The 17,818-nt window shown below is 35.0% G+C and carries 17 protein-coding genes; 6 read left to right on the forward strand and 11 right to left on the reverse strand.

Going from position 1 to position 17,818, the window contains the following annotated elements; genetic code table 11:
* Nucleotides 1-131: 131 nt before the first annotated feature.
* Nucleotides 132-266 (reverse strand): hypothetical protein, encoded by a 135-nt coding sequence (locus AVL50_RS33720; RefSeq protein ID WP_256366128.1) that lies wholly within the window; start codon nt 264-266, stop codon nt 132-134.
* 547 nt (nt 267-813) lie between these two features.
* Here AVL50_RS33720 and trmD point away from each other — a divergent pair.
* On the forward strand, nt 814-1,551 hold the full coding sequence (gene trmD, locus AVL50_RS16560; RefSeq protein WP_062617615.1) for a tRNA (guanosine(37)-N1)-methyltransferase TrmD: 738 nt from the start codon (nt 814-816) through the stop codon (nt 1,549-1,551).
* 90 nt (nt 1,552-1,641) lie between these two features.
* Here trmD and AVL50_RS16565 read toward each other — a convergent pair whose 3' ends face one another.
* Together AVL50_RS16565 and AVL50_RS16570 are read right to left on the reverse strand one after the other, a co-directional pair.
* Entirely contained in the window at nt 1,642-2,304 is a 663-nt protein-coding gene (locus AVL50_RS16565; RefSeq protein WP_062617616.1) for an outer membrane beta-barrel protein, read from the reverse strand.
* 138 nt (nt 2,305-2,442) lie between these two features.
* On the reverse strand, nt 2,443-3,519 hold the full coding sequence (locus AVL50_RS16570; protein WP_062617617.1) for a branched-chain amino acid aminotransferase: 1,077 nt from the start codon (nt 3,517-3,519) through the stop codon (nt 2,443-2,445).
* Between the two features lie 140 nt (nt 3,520-3,659).
* Here AVL50_RS16570 and AVL50_RS16575 point away from each other — a divergent pair, with 140 nt between their 5' ends.
* Entirely contained in the window at nt 3,660-4,979 is a 1,320-nt protein-coding gene (locus AVL50_RS16575; protein ID WP_062617618.1) for a hemolysin family protein, read from the forward strand.
* A 159-nt stretch (nt 4,980-5,138) separates the two neighbouring features.
* Here the strand turns inward: AVL50_RS16575 and tpx are convergent, their stop codons facing one another.
* A complete protein-coding gene (gene tpx / locus AVL50_RS16580) occupies nt 5,139-5,636 on the reverse strand; it encodes a thiol peroxidase (protein WP_062617664.1) in 498 nt (165 codons plus the stop codon).
* Nucleotides 5,637-5,786: 150 nt separating this feature from the next.
* Here tpx and AVL50_RS16585 point away from each other — a divergent pair, with 150 nt between their 5' ends.
* Complete coding sequence (locus AVL50_RS16585; protein ID WP_062617619.1) at nt 5,787-6,446, forward strand: HD domain-containing protein; 660 nt, start codon at nt 5,787-5,789, stop codon at nt 6,444-6,446.
* 76 nt (nt 6,447-6,522) lie between these two features.
* On the opposite strand, the gene AVL50_RS16590 is transcribed toward AVL50_RS16585, so the two are convergent.
* Nucleotides 6,523-7,167 carry a response regulator transcription factor gene (locus AVL50_RS16590; protein WP_062617620.1) on the reverse strand — a complete coding sequence of 215 codons (645 nt, stop codon included), beginning with the start codon at nt 7,165-7,167 and terminating at the stop codon, nt 6,523-6,525.
* A 6-nt stretch (nt 7,168-7,173) separates the two neighbouring features.
* Entirely contained in the window at nt 7,174-9,300 is a 2,127-nt protein-coding gene (locus tag AVL50_RS16595) for a tetratricopeptide repeat-containing sensor histidine kinase (RefSeq protein ID WP_062617621.1), read from the reverse strand.
* 69 nt (nt 9,301-9,369) lie between these two features.
* Between AVL50_RS16595 and AVL50_RS16600 the strand changes: the two genes are divergently transcribed.
* The 3 genes from AVL50_RS16600 (at nt 9,370) to AVL50_RS16610 (ending at nt 13,124) form a co-directional block, all read left to right on the forward strand.
* Nucleotides 9,370-11,496 (forward strand): PKD domain-containing protein, encoded by a 2,127-nt coding sequence (locus tag AVL50_RS16600; protein ID WP_062617622.1) that lies wholly within the window; start codon nt 9,370-9,372, stop codon nt 11,494-11,496.
* Between the two features lie 143 nt (nt 11,497-11,639).
* Nucleotides 11,640-12,248, forward strand: a complete 609-nt coding sequence (locus AVL50_RS16605; RefSeq protein WP_062617623.1) for a TetR/AcrR family transcriptional regulator — start codon at nt 11,640-11,642, stop codon at nt 12,246-12,248.
* 108 nt (nt 12,249-12,356) lie between these two features.
* The gene (locus tag AVL50_RS16610; protein WP_082795867.1) at nt 12,357-13,124 is read left to right on the forward strand and encodes a haloacid dehalogenase type II; all 768 of its coding nucleotides are present in this window, start codon (nt 12,357-12,359) and stop codon (nt 13,122-13,124) included.
* Between the two features lie 49 nt (nt 13,125-13,173).
* Here the strand turns inward: AVL50_RS16610 and AVL50_RS16615 are convergent, their stop codons facing one another.
* The 5 genes from AVL50_RS16615 to AVL50_RS16635 form a co-directional block, all read right to left on the reverse strand.
* Nucleotides 13,174-14,580: a DUF1254 domain-containing protein gene (locus tag AVL50_RS16615; protein ID WP_172826857.1), complete on the reverse strand. Its 1,407-nt coding sequence runs from the start codon at nt 14,578-14,580 to the stop codon at nt 13,174-13,176.
* Nucleotides 14,581-14,706: 126 nt separating this feature from the next.
* On the reverse strand, nt 14,707-15,690 hold the full coding sequence (locus AVL50_RS16620) for a helix-turn-helix transcriptional regulator (protein ID WP_062617625.1): 984 nt from the start codon (nt 15,688-15,690) through the stop codon (nt 14,707-14,709).
* Between the two features lie 202 nt (nt 15,691-15,892).
* Entirely contained in the window at nt 15,893-16,675 is a 783-nt protein-coding gene (locus tag AVL50_RS16625; protein WP_062617626.1) for a methyltransferase domain-containing protein, read from the reverse strand.
* Nucleotides 16,676-16,908: 233 nt separating this feature from the next.
* Nucleotides 16,909-17,322: a cyclic nucleotide-binding domain-containing protein gene (locus AVL50_RS16630; RefSeq protein WP_062617627.1), complete on the reverse strand. Its 414-nt coding sequence runs from the start codon at nt 17,320-17,322 to the stop codon at nt 16,909-16,911.
* 72 nt (nt 17,323-17,394) lie between these two features.
* Nucleotides 17,395-17,796, reverse strand: coding sequence for a hypothetical protein (locus tag AVL50_RS16635; RefSeq protein ID WP_062617628.1), 402 nt, complete (start codon nt 17,794-17,796; stop codon nt 17,395-17,397).
* Nucleotides 17,797-17,818: the final 22 nt, after the last annotated feature.

Consider the following 17,818-nt stretch of genomic DNA (forward strand, 5'->3'; position numbering starts at 1 on the left):
ATTCTTTCTGTACTACTTCCTCAATTTTTGTTATTTGGCAACAAAGCAAAAAAAGAGACCTCATAATTATGAGGCCTCTAAAGGGTAAATACATTTCATATCATACTTCGATAATTTTAATATTTTTCGATTTATTCGTGAACCATATGGTAAATATTATTGGAATCATTCGGATTATAACCTGAAGCTACTGAGCTTTTGTAGGATACACAACTGCTCAATGAAAGCAGAAATGCTCCAATCAGGAGTAATTTTAAATATTTCATAGTAGCGTGAGTTTGAGATAATAATTTTTCCGATAGTGTTATTTCGGTTCCTTTAAGTTAACATTTATTTACTAGAATCACAAAGGATTGATAAAAGTTAAAGCTAAATGACAATTTATTTTCTCAACACCAACAAAATAAGACCATTAAACACTAACTATCAATAATTTACAAACAAAAATAACCTTCTAATTTGCTTAGAAGGTCTCCCTTATTATTCATGATTTATATGATAGATATTCTCAATGTCATTTGGATTGTATCCTGATACAATTGAGTCTTTATAGGATACACAACTACTTAAGGTTACTATAAAAATACCAGCTAATAAAATTTTAAAGTTTTTCATGTTTCTATAGTTTTAGTGTTTTTTGCTTAATAATTATACGTAAATAATACACTTAAAGATTTCTTTTTTAGGTGTATTTAACAAGAAAAACAAATAGTTGTGAATCAGTATACAAAGACAAAAAGGATTTCAATTCATTGTTTGTATCTTTGCAATTCAAAATTTATATAGATTTTCAACTCAATCGTTGTCATTATAATGCGTATTGATATTATATCGTGTGTGCCAAAATTATTGGACAGTCCATTTTCTCACTCTATTCTACAAAGAGCCAATGATAAAGCTCTTTCTGAAGTTCACGTTCATGATTTAAGAGAATATAAGGTGAATAAACATGGTCATATTGATGACTATGCTTACGGACATGGAGCTGGAATGGTATTGATGGCAGATCCGATTTTTAATTGTATTGAAGATCTTAAAAAAGAAAGAGACTATCAGGAAGTCATTTATATGACACCTGACGGTGAAGTTTTCGATCAGCAGATTGCCAATCACCTCTCTATCAGTTGTGAAAATATTATCATCCTTTGCGGTCATTACAAAGGTATTGATCAAAGAGTCAGAGACGAGGTAATTACAAGAGAAATCTCTATTGGTGATTTTGTACTTTCGGGGGGTGAATTAGCGGCAGCTGTTGTAGCCGATGCTATTATCAGATTAATCCCGGGAGTGCTTGGTGATGAGACATCCGCTTTAACAGACTCTTTTCAGGATGGTCTTTTAGCTCCTCCTGTTTATACCAGACCAAGAGAATGGAAAGGACAAGAAGTACCTGACATCCTTCTTTCTGGGCACGAATCTAAAATAGATGAATGGCGGTTAGAGCAGTCAATGGAACGTACAAAGGAAAGACGTCCTGATTTGTGGGAAAAGTATTTGGATGCTCACCCTGAAATTAAACCAAGAAAAACGAAGAAAAAGAAAAGGAAATAATCAAGCTTTTTTATATACCCCCTTCCTTTTTTGTATGGATACAATAAAAAGAAGGGGGGTTCTGTTCTTCATCGATAGGAAAAGTAGATCCTATAAATGTAAATCCATTGCCGCACCAATTTCAATAAAGCTGGCATTAACAGCCTCTCCAACATTGCTTAATGGACTTGAAACCACCGTAGTTGAATTACTATTGTACCTCAAATAAGGGATAAGCTTAAATTTTTTAGTGAAGTGGATGGGCACACCACAGTCAATGTAAAAGCCTACTTTGGAATCAAATTCCACTGAAGCAAAATCTCTGTTATTTTCCGTTACGCTATACCCTCCTGGAATCTCATACAGAAGACCACCACCTAATCGGATACCTTTCACTTTAGCATCTTGGTTAGTGATAATTTCATACTGAGCTCCTCCTCTGAAAATTGCTCTGCCAAAAAATGAAGAGCTGGTATTACTACCATAAGATGATGAAGTTGCATTGTATTGAAGCTGCATTGCATAACCTACATTAGCTAATAAAGAAAGATTGTTATTTAAGTAATAACCGAAACCAACCTCAAAACCAAAGCCACTTCCATATTGGACTGAAGACAGGCCTCCATCTGCGGGAACATCTACACTCCCTAAGCCAATACCTAGGTTCATTTTTCCATTGAGAAAAAATGGGGAATCAAAATTAGATTGAGCATTGATATTAAAAGAAATTAGACTCAATAATAGGATTGAAAAAGTAAGTTTGCTAATTCTCATTATTTCATTGTTATATAAAAGATAAATAGTCGAAATCAAAGATAGAAAATTTCAATATAAAAAAGCACTTATAATTTATTACTAAACTATAAGTGCTTCATATTTTTTGAGCTGGAGTTTATCCTTCTGCCTTAATGACTAGATCTTATATGTCCACCCTCTTGTATCTTCGATTTCTCCTTTCTGAATACCTTGGAATTTTTCTTTCAGCTCTTGAGCGAAAGTGTAATCTGCTGGCAATTCATAATCAATACCCTCATCGGCAATTGAAGCAAAAGGAGCAATCGTAACAGCTGTACCAATACCGAAAGCACCGTTTAATCTGCCTTCCTTGATCGCTGTGATCACTTCCTCTACAGAAATATGACGCTCTTCTACTTTCTTACCCATTTCCTCTAATAATTCAATTACAGTCAAACGAGTGATAGAACGTAGGATTGTGTCCTCTACAGGAATAGTAGGTGAAGTCACGAATGTACCGTCGATATCGAACATTACATTCATAGTACCTGATTCCTCAATATATTTACGCTCTTTAGCGTCTGTATACAATAACTGGTCGTATCCTTGCTCTGCCGCTAATTTTGCTGGAAGTAAAGACGCAGCATAGTTACCTGCCACTTTAGCGAAACCTGTTCCGCCTGGAGCCGTTCTCGCAAACTCTTTCTCCACTTTAAGTTTTAGCGCTTTAGAATAATATTTCCCTGCTGGAGCTGTGATGATTGCAAACGTATATGTCTCTGATGGACGCATTCCTAAAAATGAATCTGTTGCAAACATAAACGGACGGATATAAAGTGAACTGTCTGGCGTATTTGGCACCCACTCTCTGTCAATCTCTAAAAGTGTATGTAAACCTTCCATAAAAATTTCTTCTGGAATCGTTGGCATACAGATTCTTTCTGCAGAGACGTTTAATCTTTTAGCGTTTTCCTCTGGACGGAAGACTAGTACTTCCTCAGCGTTTTGTGCGTTTCTAAATGCTTTTAATCCTTCAAATATAGACTGCCCATAATGCAATGACGACGTTGCAGGACTTAATTGAAATGAATCGTAAGGGACGACTCTTAAGTCTTGCCATTTACCATCGCGATAGTCAGCTACAAACATGTGGTCAGACATAGTCTTTCCAAATGGTATATTATTGAAATCTACTGTACTTAAACGTGAGTTCTCAGTCTTCTCAATTCTGATGTCTAATGTCAAATCCTTCATAATACTGAACTAACAATTTTTTGCGATGTGAAAAATGTGCCATAAATATAGATACATTTGTACTATTGTGAGTTATTATTTCGAAAATTGTGCAACTCTTAATGAGTTTTTTTGATATTTGTTAAAAATTTCGGAGAAAAATGAATGAAAACATAATTTACATCGGTTTATGTCTTTTATTTTCTGCCTTCTTCTCTGCCACTGAAATCGCCTTTGTTTCGGCGAATAGATTGCATATAGAAGTACAAAGACAGAAAGACTCTTTTACGGGTAGACTGATTGATAAATTCTTTATAAATAAATCTACTTTTATTACCACTATTCTAATCGGAAATACGTCCGCATTAGTAATGTATGGTGTGTTTGTTTCTAATGTTTTAGACCCTGTTTTACAGGTTTTATTCAAGAACAATTTCCCTGCTTTAGACGCTGGTTCCATTGAAGTTGGTGTTTTGATCTCTCAAACCATCCTCTCTACAGTGGTTGTATTGGTGACAGCTGAATTTCTACCGAAGAGTTTAACCATGCTCAACCCTGACCTGTTTTTGAGTATTGCGGCTCCGCCAATGAACATCATTTATACAGTGCTTTATCCTGTAACATGGGCAGTAGAGAAACTTTCACAGTTTTCTATCAAACATTTGATGGGTATCAATATGGAAGAAAAAATTGCTCCTTTCAATTTGACTGATTTGAGCCAATATATCAATGACATTGAAGTGGCTTCATTGAGTGATGATGACACTGACAGTGAAAGTATTGATAAAAAGTATTTCGAAAATGCTTTACAGTTCAAAGAAGCAAAAGCTAGGGACGTGATGATTCCCCGCAAGGAAATTGTCGCATTGGACATTGAAGAGGATATTGAGGCGTTAAAAAATTTATTTATAGAAAGTGGGCACTCTAAAATTCCTATTTATAGAGATGATCTTGATGATATTGTAGGGTATTGCCACGCTAGACAGTTGTATAAAAAACCACAAACTATTCAGGAAATTATTCGTGAGATGCCTTCCAAACCTGAAACAGCGGCCGCTGATGAAATGATGGCGTACATGATGTCTGAACAGAAAAGTATGGTGTGGATAATTGATGAATACGGCGGTACTGCTGGTATAGCCACGCTTGAGGATATTACGGAAGAAATTGTGGGAGAAATTGAAGATGAGCATGACGAGGACGATCTTCCATTCTTCAAAGAAGATGAATTTACCTACTTGCTTACAGCCCGACATGAGGTAGACACTCTCAACGAAAAACACAATTGGAATATTGAAGAAGGAGAATATGATACTTTAGGCGGTTATATTCTTTATCATTATAGAAATATCCCGCAGGTGAATGAAGAAATAGAAATTGACAATCTAAAATTCAATATCGTTACCATGGACGGAGCAAGAATTGACATGGTACGATTACATTTTAAACAAGAAGAGGAAGATCAAAATGAGGAAGATTAAAATTTACTAACTAATTTTCACATATTTTTCACTTCAGTTAATGATCTTAAACAGAAAAAACATATACTTGTAATACCAAGAAAAAAGAAAACCTTTCCACACAAGCTCTCTCAAACTTTGTGGAAAGGTTTCTTTTTTTAAATTCAGCTTATCTATGACTTATAATGCCGCGATAGCTGCTTCGTAATTTGGCTCGTCTACAGTTTCTGCTACTTGCTCAGTGTATTTCACTTTTCCTTCTTCGTCAATCACAACGATACATCTTGAGCATAAGCCTGCCAATGGACCATCGATGATTTTTAAACCGTAAGCATCTTCGAAAGAAGTATCTCTGAATGATGAACCTGTGATTACATCTTCGATTCCCTCAGCACCGCAAAAACGGCCAAATGCAAATGGTAAATCTTTAGAAACACAAACTACAACTGTGTTATCTAATGAAGATGCTTTTTCATTGAAAGTTCTAGTAGATGTTGCACATGTACCTGTATCAACACTTGGATAGATGTTTAGAATTACTTTTTTCCCTTTCAACTCTTCCAGAGTTACTTCTGAAAGGTCTGATTTAACTAATGTAAAAGCTGGAGCAACTGAACCTACTGCTGGTAATTCTCCTGAAGTATGAAAAGGATTCCCTTTTAAAGTAATTTCTGCCATTTTTTTAGCGTTTAAAAGTTTGTAATAAATTCGTTTTTGAGAACATATCTGAAATACATTCCAAATAGGAAAATGTTTTGAAATATGCTTTAAATTTGTTGTTACGTCTACAAAAACGTAAACATCCACAATTTAACAGTTCCATTGAAAATGAATTCATATCAGATAGAAATAGTTGAAAAAACTGCCCAATTTATTCAAAAAAAGTTTGAAGGAGAAGGTACAGGGCATGACTGGCATCATATCTACAGAGTTTGGAAATCCGCAGAAAACATTGCAAAAACAGAAGATTGCGATCCTTATATTGTTTCACTCAGTGCTCTGCTTCACGACATTGCTGATCATAAATTCTATGATGGAGATTTGATGGAGGGAAGCCGACAAACCAAAGCTTGGCTGAAAGAAATTGGAGCTGATGAAGATACCATTGAAAAGGTAGCTGACATAGTGAGTAGAGTTTCTTATAAAGGCGCCAATGTTAAAGATGATATGCCTAGCATTGAAGGGCAAATTGTACAGGATGCTGATCGTTTGGATGCCATTGGAGCCATCGGTATTGCTAGAGCTTTTGCTTATGGAGGTAATAAAAATAGATCGCTTTATGACCCTTCTGAAAAATATGAAATGCACGAGAGTTTTGATGCCTACCATAAAAGTGAATCTTCTACAGTTGCTCATTTTTATGAGAAACTTCTTCTATTAAAAGATCGTATTCATACTGAAACGGCTAAAAAAATTGCAGAACAAAGACATCAATACATGGAAACTTTCCTAGAACAGTTCTACGGAGAGTGGGAAGGAAAAAGGTAATATGTTTATTGAAGTAATTACGAGGAAGGAGAAAGTGTGATAAAATGATGAATTCACTCTCTCCTTTTTCGTCTTTTTATAGTTCTACAATCTTGTTTCGCAAAGCATATTTCACAAGGTCAGCTGTAGTGTATAAGTTCAGCTTTTTCTGAAGATTGGCTTTGTGCGTTTCTACGGTTTTTACACTCACACACATAAGATCCGCCATTTCTTTATGCTTTAAACCTTCAGAAAGGTAAGTAAGCACTTCCAATTCTCTATCGCTTAGAAGTGTTTCCTGTTTTTCTTGTACACTTTGGGCATAACCATCAAAAACTATTCTTGATATTTTCTTCGAAAAAAATCTTCTTCCTGCATAAGCTTCACAAATGGCCTGTAGTAATTCCTCTTTTTCTGTTTCTTTAGTGATATAACCTAAAGCCCCTGCTTGTATCGCACCTTCAATCGTGGCTTGATCTTCCAAAGCTGTCAACATAATAATTTTGACGTGATTATAATGAATTCCAAGATGTTTGGCTAGCGTAATACCCGACTTTGCTCCTAGGTTTACATCCAATAATAACACATCTATTTGAAGGGGGATTTCATTCTTTAAAAACTCATCAGGGCATTGATAGACTCCTATAATTTCTATTTGTTCTTCTGCAATTAGTAATGATCTCAAACCTTGCAAAACGATCTTATGATCATCAATGATAGCAACCTTAATTGGATTATTCATAGCTGTTTATTTGGGTAAATAAATATCAAATGTTGTTCCTTCTGAGAGACGGCTTTTCACCTCTATCCTCCCATTATTTTTTCTGACAAACTCATCCACGAGAATCAAACCAAGACCTGTGCCCTTGTTGGGGGAGTTTCCTATGTGATTGACATTATAATTAATCTGAAATAGCTTATCCACATCTTTTTCAGACATTCCTATTCCATAATCTTTAATGGTGATCACGATAAATTCTATTTCATCTTGAGTCTCTAATTCAATACTACTGTTGTGATCCGAAAACTTTAAAGCATTGACTAACAAATTTCGAATTACAAATTCCATCGTATTCCAATCAAATTCAGCATTCATGCTCAAAACTTTTTCCTTGTCAATTACGATTCCTTTTTGCACGGCTAAGCTGTTGACTTGAAATAAAACATCATCCAATAATACTTTGATATCATGTTGCTTTAAATCTATAGTAATCCTATCTGTTTGAGAGAGCGACCACTGCAATAAGTTTTGCAATAAATCACTGAGGTTATTGGCCGAAATTCTTAAATCATTCAGTTGCTCTTCTATTTCTTCTTTGGAATAATGGTCCAAATTGGACCTCAGACCATTGGTAAGCATCTTAAAAGCAGAAAGTGGATTTCTTAATTCATGTGCTATAATAGAAAAGAAAAGGTCTTTGGTTTGATTAGCTTCATCCAGTGCTTGATTTTTCATGTTCAAAATACCCTCAATCTTCCTTTTGGTATTGTACTTATTATATAACACAAAAACCATCACGAAAAACATCAACACCAAAAACACCAAACCATTTCTAATCAATCTTTGCTGTGCTAATTTGAGAGAGTTCAGTTCATTTTCCTTATCCAGAAGAGCAATTTTATAGTCTCTGTCTTTTATTTCATAATCCTTCTCTAAATTGGCAATTTTCTCTATTTGAGTTTCACTTAAAACACTATCTGAAAACTGCCTAAACAATTCACTATGCTTTAAAGCTTCTTTATAATTGCCCCTGTCTTTATAGATGTAATAATAACTTTCATGAAGGAACTTTCTCAGAACATGAGAATTTAAATCTTGGATTATCTTTTCAGATTTTTCTAGACAAAGTTCAGCCTTATCCAGCTTTCCTAAACTTCTATAACAAGCAGACAAACTATTCAGGGTGGTGGCGGTGTATGTTTTCAATTTCCCTTCTTCAAAAATTGGATAGGCCTTCTCATAATATTTCACTCCATTTTTATAATCTTCTTGAGAATAATAAACCGAGGCAATATTATAGAAAGCAAAAGCAAAACCTATGGTATCCTTTATGGATTGACTCAATCGCAATGCTTCTTGATTGAAATAAAGTGAACTGTCAATCTTATTAAGCTTCCGATAAGTGTTGCCTAAATTGAGGTTGCTTATACTAAGCCCAAAAATATTATTATTCTTGGTTTGCTCTTTCATGGCCTTTTTATCAAAGACGATAGCCTTTTCGTAATTACCAATAGTACGGTACATCTGAGCAAGATTATTATAGGTTCTAGTGAGATTTTTATCATGCTTTTTTTCTCGAATAATTAAACTTTTATGATAATAACTGATCGCTTCATCAACTCTCCTTAACCTATTCGCTACATTTCCCAGATTATTATAAATTACCGATAAAGTACTGCTATCGTTCAATGATTCTGCGTATTTCATGGCTTTGGAGTAAGTCGTCCTTGCTTTGTCCATTTCATCCAAATCCACCTCTTCATTTCCTTTTACTATATAAGCCTTCAACAACAAATCCTCTTCCTCTTCCCTGATAAGTTCTTCAATAATTACATTGATAGAATCAAGGTTTTGTGTATTGTTTTCTAGGACAGCTTTCGCACCAATTTTTTCAATTTTAAGCCTGTAAATTGCTTTTTGATCAGACAGTTGCTCCGCGAAAAGTAGGGCTTCATCAACAAAATAAAGTACTTGTTTAGCTTCTTCTGCGGAGGTGGAATAATCACTGCAGATATCAATATAGAAGTTCAAACGCTCTCTGCCAGAAAGGGCGTCAATCTCACGTTTGAGGCTATCATAATTATTATTGGCAATGACAGGTAATGATACTATTAAAGAAGCATAGAATAGCAATAAAGATTTGAAAGTCAGCATTATTTAAATAATAGTTCCAGTTAGTTCTAGGGGATTTCCCTAACGCAATTTCAGTATTTTCCCCAATTGATGCAAGCCTTAATACATGGTAATTTTGTAGGAATAAAAATTGAATTTAAATCTGCCTTTATTTTACAGCGAATAAAGGCACAACTAATTATTGCCATGCTTTTTTCACACAAACTACTTTTTGACTTCAAATTATGCTTATTGTTCTTTGGGTTATGCATTATCAGTTGCTCATCCGATGACCCTGCTGATGAAATTGTCGGAAACGTTACAGTAGACGCTGGACCTGATCAAACAGTGAGTTTAGGAGATGTTGTTACCTTGACAGGAACGGGAACTGACAGCCAGAATGATGTTGTTACATTTTTATGGGAGACCCTCTCCATTCCCAGTGGATCTTCAGGAATCAGTTTAGAAGACCCAACCTCTGCTATCACAAAATTTACACCTGTAGCGTCTGGTGTTTATCAATTCAAATTGACAGGGACTAACAGCAATGGAAAAACAGGTGATGACACCATAGAAATTACTGTTGGCTCCAATGCTATTTTACCAGAAGAAATTGGAGGAGTGATCAGTTCAGACAGAACATTAGTCAATAGAATTGAAGACCCTACTCTGCCAGATTACATTGCTTCTAGTGATGTAATTTTAGAGGCTAATCTTATCATTGAAGCTGGAGTTATGATTGTTTTTAAAAGTGAAACAGGTATTGATGTTACTGCCTCAGGATCATTAAAAGCAGAAGGAACAGCCGAGGAAGCCATTACTCTGACAGGTACCAACAAGATAAAAGGTGCATGGAAAGGGTTAAATATTTTGTCTAACAGTGCTAATAATAAGTTAGCTTATGTCACAGTTGATTATGCTGGGCAAAAAGGTTTTGATGGTGCCAACCATAAGGCCGGGATTATGATCAACAACGCATCGAGTATCAGTATCACACATTCGACTATTATTAATGCTGATGGGACGGGGATTTATTTGAGAGACAAAACTTCTTCACTTACGGCTTTCAGTGAAAATACTATTTCTAATAACAGCACGCCCATCACAGCACAGCTCCACCATTTTCATTTCTTTGATATCAATTCTGATTATACTGGTAATACAGATGATTATATTTTAGGAATATGGAGTGCGACAGCTACTGATGAAGATGTAACTTGGATGGCCATTAATGTTCCCTTAAGATTAGCAGATAATATTGAGAATATTGAATCTAATATTGCGATTGAAGCAGGTACTGAAATCATTGGAATCAATAACAGCGGGCTTGCTATTTTAGAAGAAGGTTCATTGAATGCAGTTGGTACTACAGATCAAAAAATCATATTCAGAGGAGATGAAAACCTTCCTGGAAAATGGAGAGGATTGTCTTTCCATTCCAACAACACTTCCAATGAACTCACTTATGTAGAAATTTCCAACGGCGGACAAAAAGGATTTGACGGCGGTGATGAAAGAGCCAACATTATGGTGGATGGCAATGGAAGACTTAAGATGACTCATACCAAATCATACAACAGTGGTGGGTACGGCTTATTCACAAGAACTAATGAAGCTGTATTGGTTGATTTTGCAAATAATACATTCACTCAAAATACAGCACCTGTCATGTCGCAAATCAATCATTACCATTATTTTGACAGCAATTCCGATTATACAGGCAACACCAATGATTATATCGATTCTTATTGGAGTGCTACAGATGTTACCGGAGATGCTACCTGGCAGGCGTTGAATGTACCATACAGATTGAGTGCTAATATTGAACGTATTGACGCTTCAATAACCATCAATGCAGGTGCTCAGTTTGTAGGGCAGGAAGACAGCGGACTGGAAATTCAAAATGATGCAGCGTTAACTAGCAATGGCACATCTGTCAACCCTGTTGTATTTAGTGGAAGTCAAGACATAAAAGGCTATTGGAGAGGCTTGCGTTTCCTGTCTAACACATTGAACAATAAATTAAGCCACACTCAGGTGATGAACGGCGGACAAAAAGGGTTTGATGGAGGTAATAGAAAAGCCAATATTGAAGTAGGTGAAGGTGCTTCGTTGACCATAGATCACTGTATGCTCTCAAAAAGTGGTGATGTTGGTATACGTGTTCAAGAAGGTGGTAACCTTACAGAAAGCAACACTACTTTCTCAGACTTAGAAGGTATAGACATAGACCAATAGATTAATTTAGAATAGAGAACAGTTTCCACTTATTATTTACAGTACACTTATTGGTTTAAGTGTACTGTTTTTGTTTCATTTCAAGTTATAAAAATAAAAACATACCACTTGGAATGTTTTTATTTTATCTCTATGTTTGTAGCATGGAACAGAAATTAAAATCGGAACAAACACAACAACTCATTATCGATACTTCTTTCCAGCTTTTTTATAAAGATGGGTTTCAATCGACGAGTGTCAATCAGATTATGAAAGCCACTTCTCTAACTAAAGGAGCTTTTTATCATCACTTTAAGGATAAAAGAGAAATTGGTGTAGCTGTTATTAATCAGATTGTATTTGACCGAATTCATAAAAATATGATCCTCCCTTTACAGCAGGAAGGTGATGCTATTGAAATCCTTAAGGATATTTTCACGAAAAAGATCAGGACTTTCACGGATTATGAAAAGGAAAAGGGATGCCCAGCCAACAACCTCATCAATGAGATAGGAAGTGCTGAGGAAAGCTATCAAAATGCATTAAGAGACATTATTGATCAGTGGACTTCTGCAATTGAAGCTGTGATTGAGCGAGAGAGAAAGAAAGGTACTATCAAGGAAAATACCGATAGTAAAGCGGTAGGAACTTTTCTAGTCAGTGCTTTTGAAGGTGTAAGAGGATTAAGAAAGCTTTATCATGACGATGCTATTCTTGAGCTGTATTTAGTAGGCGTTTCTACTTACCTTGATCAATTAAGATATTCCAGTTAAACCATTTATCTACCCATTCTTTTAACCAATTCAATAGGGAAGTGCATCGTAAAGGTGTACTTCCTACTTTCACTTTAAACACTAATTAATTAAACTATATTCAATCCAATGAAAAATTTATTTTTATTCATCCCATTCACTCTTTTTCTTTTGGCCTTTAACACACCCGAAAAAGAAAAGGAGAAATCACACGTCAAAGTCATCTTTCTTGATGTCAATGAAACCATTTTAGATCTTAATAACATGAAAACTTCTGTTGCAGAAGCATTAGGAGGAAGGACTGATTTATTGAATTTATGGTTTTCAAAAATGTTACATTATTCTTTGGTCGCTACCGACATCAACAGGTATGAGCATTTTGGGAAAATTGGTACGGCTACTTTATTGATGGTCGCTGAAAACAATGCTATTCCATTGACGATGGAAGAAGCTAAAAAAGCCATTGTTACGCCATTAAGGTCACTTCCTCCCCACCCTGATGTGAAAGAAGGTTTAGAGATTCTGAGGAACAAAGGATACAAGGTCATCACATTTACCAATTCCTCTTATGAGGGTGTAAAAACACAAATGGCCAATGCTGAATTGACACCTTACATTGATCAGATGTTGAGTGTGGAAACGATCAAAACGTATAAACCTCATTTGGATAGCTACAAGTGGGCATTAAAAGAAACGGGCTACAAAGCTGAGGAAGTAATGATGGTCGCCGCTCATGGGTGGGATGTGGCAGGTGCTAAAGAGGCAGGACTTAATACAGCTTTTATCAAACGAAAAGGGAAAGCACTTTATCCTCTTGTTGAAAGACCAGATTATGTAGTCAAAGACCTTATTGAATTGGCGAATCAATTGGAAGACCTTACTGAAAAATTGAAGTAAATAAAAAAGCTCTAGAGGTTTCCCTCTAGAGCGTAACAAACACAAATTACTATTTTACCTTATATAACTCAGGTAAATGAAATTTTCCATCAACTACTCTTTGATTAGGTTCGTATAGTCTACATTGTAACATGAAATCCGCGTTAGGAGCAGGAAGCCAGTTTTTAAGTTGTTTTTTATTTTTTGGCTTTTCGTGAGAGATATAAATCGTTAATGATCCATCTTTATTGTAAACCATTCCCTCAGTCATTGACCCTACTTTGTATCTGTCAATTTCGTTATCCACCATAAAACGATCTTCAGCGTCATACATAGTGATTGACCAGAATCCGCCAACTTCTTTATTCACCGCCATATCTGCTGGCAATGTGATTTCGTAAGCATTTTTACCGTTTAATACCTCACCTTTATCATCAAAATATCTTTTTGGATACATGGCTCTTTCTGGAGAGTTCAAACCAATTGAGTTCATATTGATTGCTGCTCTTTGAAGATAATCAGCACCATATTTACCAGCATTGTACTCATAGTTCCATCCATTGACAGGAGTATTAGTATTCTTCGCTGTGTGTAAAATCATCTGGAAAGCATCTCCAAAACCTTTGACCATTGCTTCTTTTTGAACCTCAGTCAACTCGTCCATTTTACCGTTGCCAATTCCGATGTATTTGAACTGATCTGTTAAACTTCTATCTTCTTCTAGATAGTTTTCAGCTAATACTCTATCAAATCTTTTGAACCAGTCCATTCCTTTAGGGAAATTCACTTTTGGTGCTCCAACAGCCACTAATGGCTCTGGGTTTTGACCGCCATTTGGATAATCAGACAAAGGCATTAATCTGAATTCCTTCTGTAATTCTTGTGCAATTTTGTGATCTGCTTCAGAAGCATCTACTCCTAGACGACCTGCTAACCAAATATATCTTGTGTTAGAATAGTATACTGGTAAATTGTCTGGATTTTCAAACGTCTCTCCTCTTTTGGCTAGGATAAAATACCCACCTTTATCACCAATAGTAGCATTACATAAGTCCACTACTGACTCAGTGTACATGTCTAGAATTTGTTCGATAAAGTACCTGTTTTTCACTTCAGGAATAAACAATACCATCGGGTTATTCTCTAAATCTGCCCAACCTTGGATATAATAAGTATCATTGTTTGGGGTAGTATAAGAGCGGTCTCTATAATCCCAAAGTCTTGTGATTGGCCCTAATTGATTTAACGGTGCTTGACCGTTGTTCATTGGAGCATCTACCGAAGTTTGAAGTTCCAATGCCACGTCCATCATTACAGGTGCCCAACCGTAAATTGTAGCTTGTACTGCTGTAGTATAGGCTAATTTATATTCGAATGATTCTTCTGCATTTTGAGCAAATGATGCTGCATTGAATAAAAACAGTCCTGAAAGTATGAGTAGAAAGTGCTTATTGAATTGTAGTATATTACGTATCATTTTTCCATCTATTTGCCTTCTAGTATTCATTACTAAAAGTTGATTTGAAATTCATTTTATAACTATACTAACGTTGATTTTGGGGTAAATCTTTTTGGTTTTAGCTCATAGTTTGTACCAAAAAGTTTATTCTTTCACATACTTCAAGGAAGCTTCTTTAGGAGTGATACCATAAGCCTTCTTAAAACTCAATGAAAACTTTGAAACACTATTATACCCTACTAACCTTGCTATTTCAGTAATGCTTCTTTTTTCATTCTGCAATAGCTGTTTCGATTTCTCCAGCCTCAGATCTGTGTGAAACCTTTTGATACTGCTCCCAAATACACTTCCAAAATCTCTCTTCAATTTAGAAAGTGAATATCCGTATTCATCAGCAATTTCAGAAAGAGCAGGTAATGGTTCAAAGGGATTGATCAATTTATCTTTCAATTCCATTAAACGCTGTAAATCGTCAGGGTGAACATTACTTTGCACTTTAAAATCTTTATGCAACATACGATCATAAAATACCCCAGTACATTCAATCATTCTAGCCAAAACTATACTATGGGTCATTGGGTTGCGTTGCTCAAGGTCTAAATCAAAAATATCTTTTAACAACATATGAATTTCCAAGGGAGCAATATCATACTTCACCCAATTTTGTTCATTAGAAAACAAACCTTCCAGGTATTCTCCAAAATGAGGGAAAACGTCCTTCATTTGACTGATGGATATTCTCAGAGAAACCCATTGATTCAGCTGTCCACCTTTATTATGTGTTTTAAAAGAATATGAAGTATCATAAACAGCCATACCTACTGCCTGAAGATCCATTCCTTCTTCATGGTCTTCAGTATTTTTCATAATGTCCGATGTGTATTCAAACCTAAAGTTTAAATAGCGGTCATCTGCCTTATCACCGATAACATTGTAATAAATATCTTTATCAGAGTTGACAGAATGAATCATAATAGTACTTCCTTTTATCAAGGAAAATACTTGAGATGTAATGCTTAATCCTTGCTTTTTCACTTCATACTTAGTAGGTGTTAATTCACCTCCTAGATGCTCCTGAAGGTGTTTTAAGATATGAAATGCACTTCCTTCTTTAATATTGATCTCCATTTCCTTTTTGATTTAGATCATACGAATATGAGAAGTATTAAAATAATAAAAAACTTCTTTACCGTTTTTACCGCAAAGAAGTTTTCTATTAAATGTGAATACACTTTAAAATAAGTTCCAATATATTCTTATGATGAAATCTAAAGGTGAGAAGAAAAAGTAGAACTTTGAAAGTTTAGTTCAAAGTAACGGAATGATATATTTAAACCCTTCCCCTGACTTCATTTAACATCATTGTCATGGAAACTGCCTTCTCATCTACCCATTTATTATAGTCTTCAATGGCTCTTAAACGGTCGCGTTCAGACATATATCCTTCAGTTGAAATCTGCTCTAAACCTGCTACCTGAGACCATATTTTGACTCGCTCATAAAAATCTTCTCTTGTGTGATCATACAATTCATTGGAAGGAATCACTTCGATCTCTTTAAACCCTGCTTCTTTCAATAAATGTGGCAAATCAGAACCAATAGCGTTATTTATGCCTGCATCCTTTCTCCAGTTTAAGAAAGCTTGATAAAAACGCGTCATAGTTAGAGGAGGTTGTGGCACCCATTCTAAACGGTTATGATTGTAATCTAAAAAGGAAACTTGTCCACCTTCTTTCAGCATAGACTTTACTTTCTGTAAAGCTTCTTTTACTGTGGTCATCCATTGCAACACCCTTGCTCCTACAATTAAGTCGAATTTTCCCTCTGGTTCAAAGTTAAAAAGGTCAACTGTTTTTAGTTCTAAATTCGTTACGTCTTGATACACCACACTGCCATGTTCTATGACAGCAAAAGTATTATCAATTCCAACGACCTTTCCAGATGGGCCAACAATTTTAGCAATGTCTTTAGTGATTGCACCCGTTCCACAACCAATATCCAAGACGGTCATTCCCTCTTTTAAAATGGATTTCAAATGTCTAAAATCAACCTCTAAAGACCTTCTATCAAAAACGGTTTTGGCCTCCTCATTCCTTTTAATTGTCTTGTTCATTTTAATAGCAGTTTAAGTTAAGATTTTTGCAATTCAATTTTTATTGCTTTGATTTTACACTCACAAACTTACTATTGAAAAAATGGAATATCAGAAGTATTATTTAAAATAAAGATGATTTGAAAGAGCTCATAACCAACGAATTAAACATTAATTTAATACCTTAAAATATTATTCAAAATTTTAATCTTTTATAAATACGATTCCTAAGGCATTGAAAATAAAGGGAGTTATTAAGAATTAATCTCTTCAAACTTTTTTTCCCTCTTAAAAAGCATAATCTCTTGAAGCTTTTTGAACTTGATATTATGATCAAAGAGCTTGAAAAGATTTTCTAAGGAAATTTCTATATAATGAGTGTCTTCTAAAAAGACGATATCAAAAACCTGTGATTTGGTTTGCATAATATGATAAGTGCTGAAAATATCACCTTTCTGAAAGAAAAATTCTTCCTTCCTATTGGACGATTTTGAGACCAGTTTTACACTCCCTTTTTCAATAAAATAAAAGCACTTATTATGCTTTTCATTTCGAAGTAAATGAGTGTTTTTGGTTGTTTTTTGGGAAAGGAAAATTTTGTTGATCACCGCAACATCTTCAATAGTAATATTAATATACTTTGAGCAATGAGAGATAAATTGTAACATGAAATTGGGGTAAAAAAAATCCCTTCTTTAGGACATAAGCTCTAAAAAAGGGATACATATATAATGAAATACTTATTTTAATTGTTTTGAAAACACAAGTAATTTACGTTGAAGTCTTGCTTTGCTATTATAATCTATTGAAGTGATGTCTTTCAAAAGTGCTTTTTCATAAGTTGCATAAGCATTTTGTACATCTCCAGTTCTTAAATAATAATCACCCAACACTTCCAATGTGTCATGATTTTCATCAACGGTAATTGCATGTTCTATCCATTCTTTTGCAAGCTCCAAATCAGCATTCCAGTTGATCGATAATTGTGCTGCTTTTGTATATGTTGCCCAATCATTTGCTTCCGCATTTTGCACCATTTTTACTAACTCTGAATTTTCATTTGATTCAGGATATTCTGGAACTGCGGCAAATAAATTGGCAGAAAATAATAAACCGATAAGAGAGATAATTAAGGTTTTCATGGTATTAAAAATAATTAATTTG

The sequence above is a fragment of the Flammeovirga sp. SJP92 genome (assembly GCF_001583495.1).
In the GTDB taxonomy this organism is placed as follows: Bacteria; Bacteroidota; Bacteroidia; order Cytophagales; family Flammeovirgaceae; genus Flammeovirga.

What these genes read in the sequence shown, in the direction of transcription:
- AVL50_RS33720 (WP_256366128.1), bottom strand. Translation starts at nt 266, where the DNA reads ATGAAATATTTAAAATTACTCCTGATTGGAGCATTTCTGCTTTCATTG.
- trmD (WP_062617615.1), top strand. Translation starts at nt 814, where the DNA reads ATGCGTATTGATATTATATCGTGTGTGCCAAAATTATTGGACAGTCCA.
- AVL50_RS16565 (WP_062617616.1), bottom strand. Translation starts at nt 2,304, where the DNA reads ATGAGAATTAGCAAACTTACTTTTTCAATCCTATTATTGAGTCTAATT.
- AVL50_RS16570 (WP_062617617.1), bottom strand. Translation starts at nt 3,519, where the DNA reads ATGAAGGATTTGACATTAGACATCAGAATTGAGAAGACTGAGAACTCA.
- AVL50_RS16575 (WP_062617618.1), top strand. Translation starts at nt 3,660, where the DNA reads ATGAATGAAAACATAATTTACATCGGTTTATGTCTTTTATTTTCTGCC.
- tpx (WP_062617664.1), bottom strand. Translation starts at nt 5,636, where the DNA reads ATGGCAGAAATTACTTTAAAAGGGAATCCTTTTCATACTTCAGGAGAA.
- AVL50_RS16585 (WP_062617619.1), top strand. Translation starts at nt 5,787, where the DNA reads ATGAATTCATATCAGATAGAAATAGTTGAAAAAACTGCCCAATTTATT.
- AVL50_RS16590 (WP_062617620.1), bottom strand. Translation starts at nt 7,167, where the DNA reads ATGAATAATCCAATTAAGGTTGCTATCATTGATGATCATAAGATCGTT.
- AVL50_RS16595 (WP_062617621.1), bottom strand. Translation starts at nt 9,300, where the DNA reads ATGCTGACTTTCAAATCTTTATTGCTATTCTATGCTTCTTTAATAGTA.
- AVL50_RS16600 (WP_062617622.1), top strand. Translation starts at nt 9,370, where the DNA reads ATGCAAGCCTTAATACATGGTAATTTTGTAGGAATAAAAATTGAATTT.
- AVL50_RS16605 (WP_062617623.1), top strand. Translation starts at nt 11,640, where the DNA reads ATGGAACAGAAATTAAAATCGGAACAAACACAACAACTCATTATCGAT.
- AVL50_RS16610 (WP_082795867.1), top strand. Translation starts at nt 12,357, where the DNA reads ATGAAAAATTTATTTTTATTCATCCCATTCACTCTTTTTCTTTTGGCC.
- AVL50_RS16615 (WP_172826857.1), bottom strand. Translation starts at nt 14,580, where the DNA reads ATGATACGTAATATACTACAATTCAATAAGCACTTTCTACTCATACTT.
- AVL50_RS16620 (WP_062617625.1), bottom strand. Translation starts at nt 15,690, where the DNA reads ATGGAGATCAATATTAAAGAAGGAAGTGCATTTCATATCTTAAAACAC.
- AVL50_RS16625 (WP_062617626.1), bottom strand. Translation starts at nt 16,675, where the DNA reads ATGAACAAGACAATTAAAAGGAATGAGGAGGCCAAAACCGTTTTTGAT.
- AVL50_RS16630 (WP_062617627.1), bottom strand. Translation starts at nt 17,322, where the DNA reads ATGTTACAATTTATCTCTCATTGCTCAAAGTATATTAATATTACTATT.
- AVL50_RS16635 (WP_062617628.1), bottom strand. Translation starts at nt 17,796, where the DNA reads ATGAAAACCTTAATTATCTCTCTTATCGGTTTATTATTTTCTGCCAAT.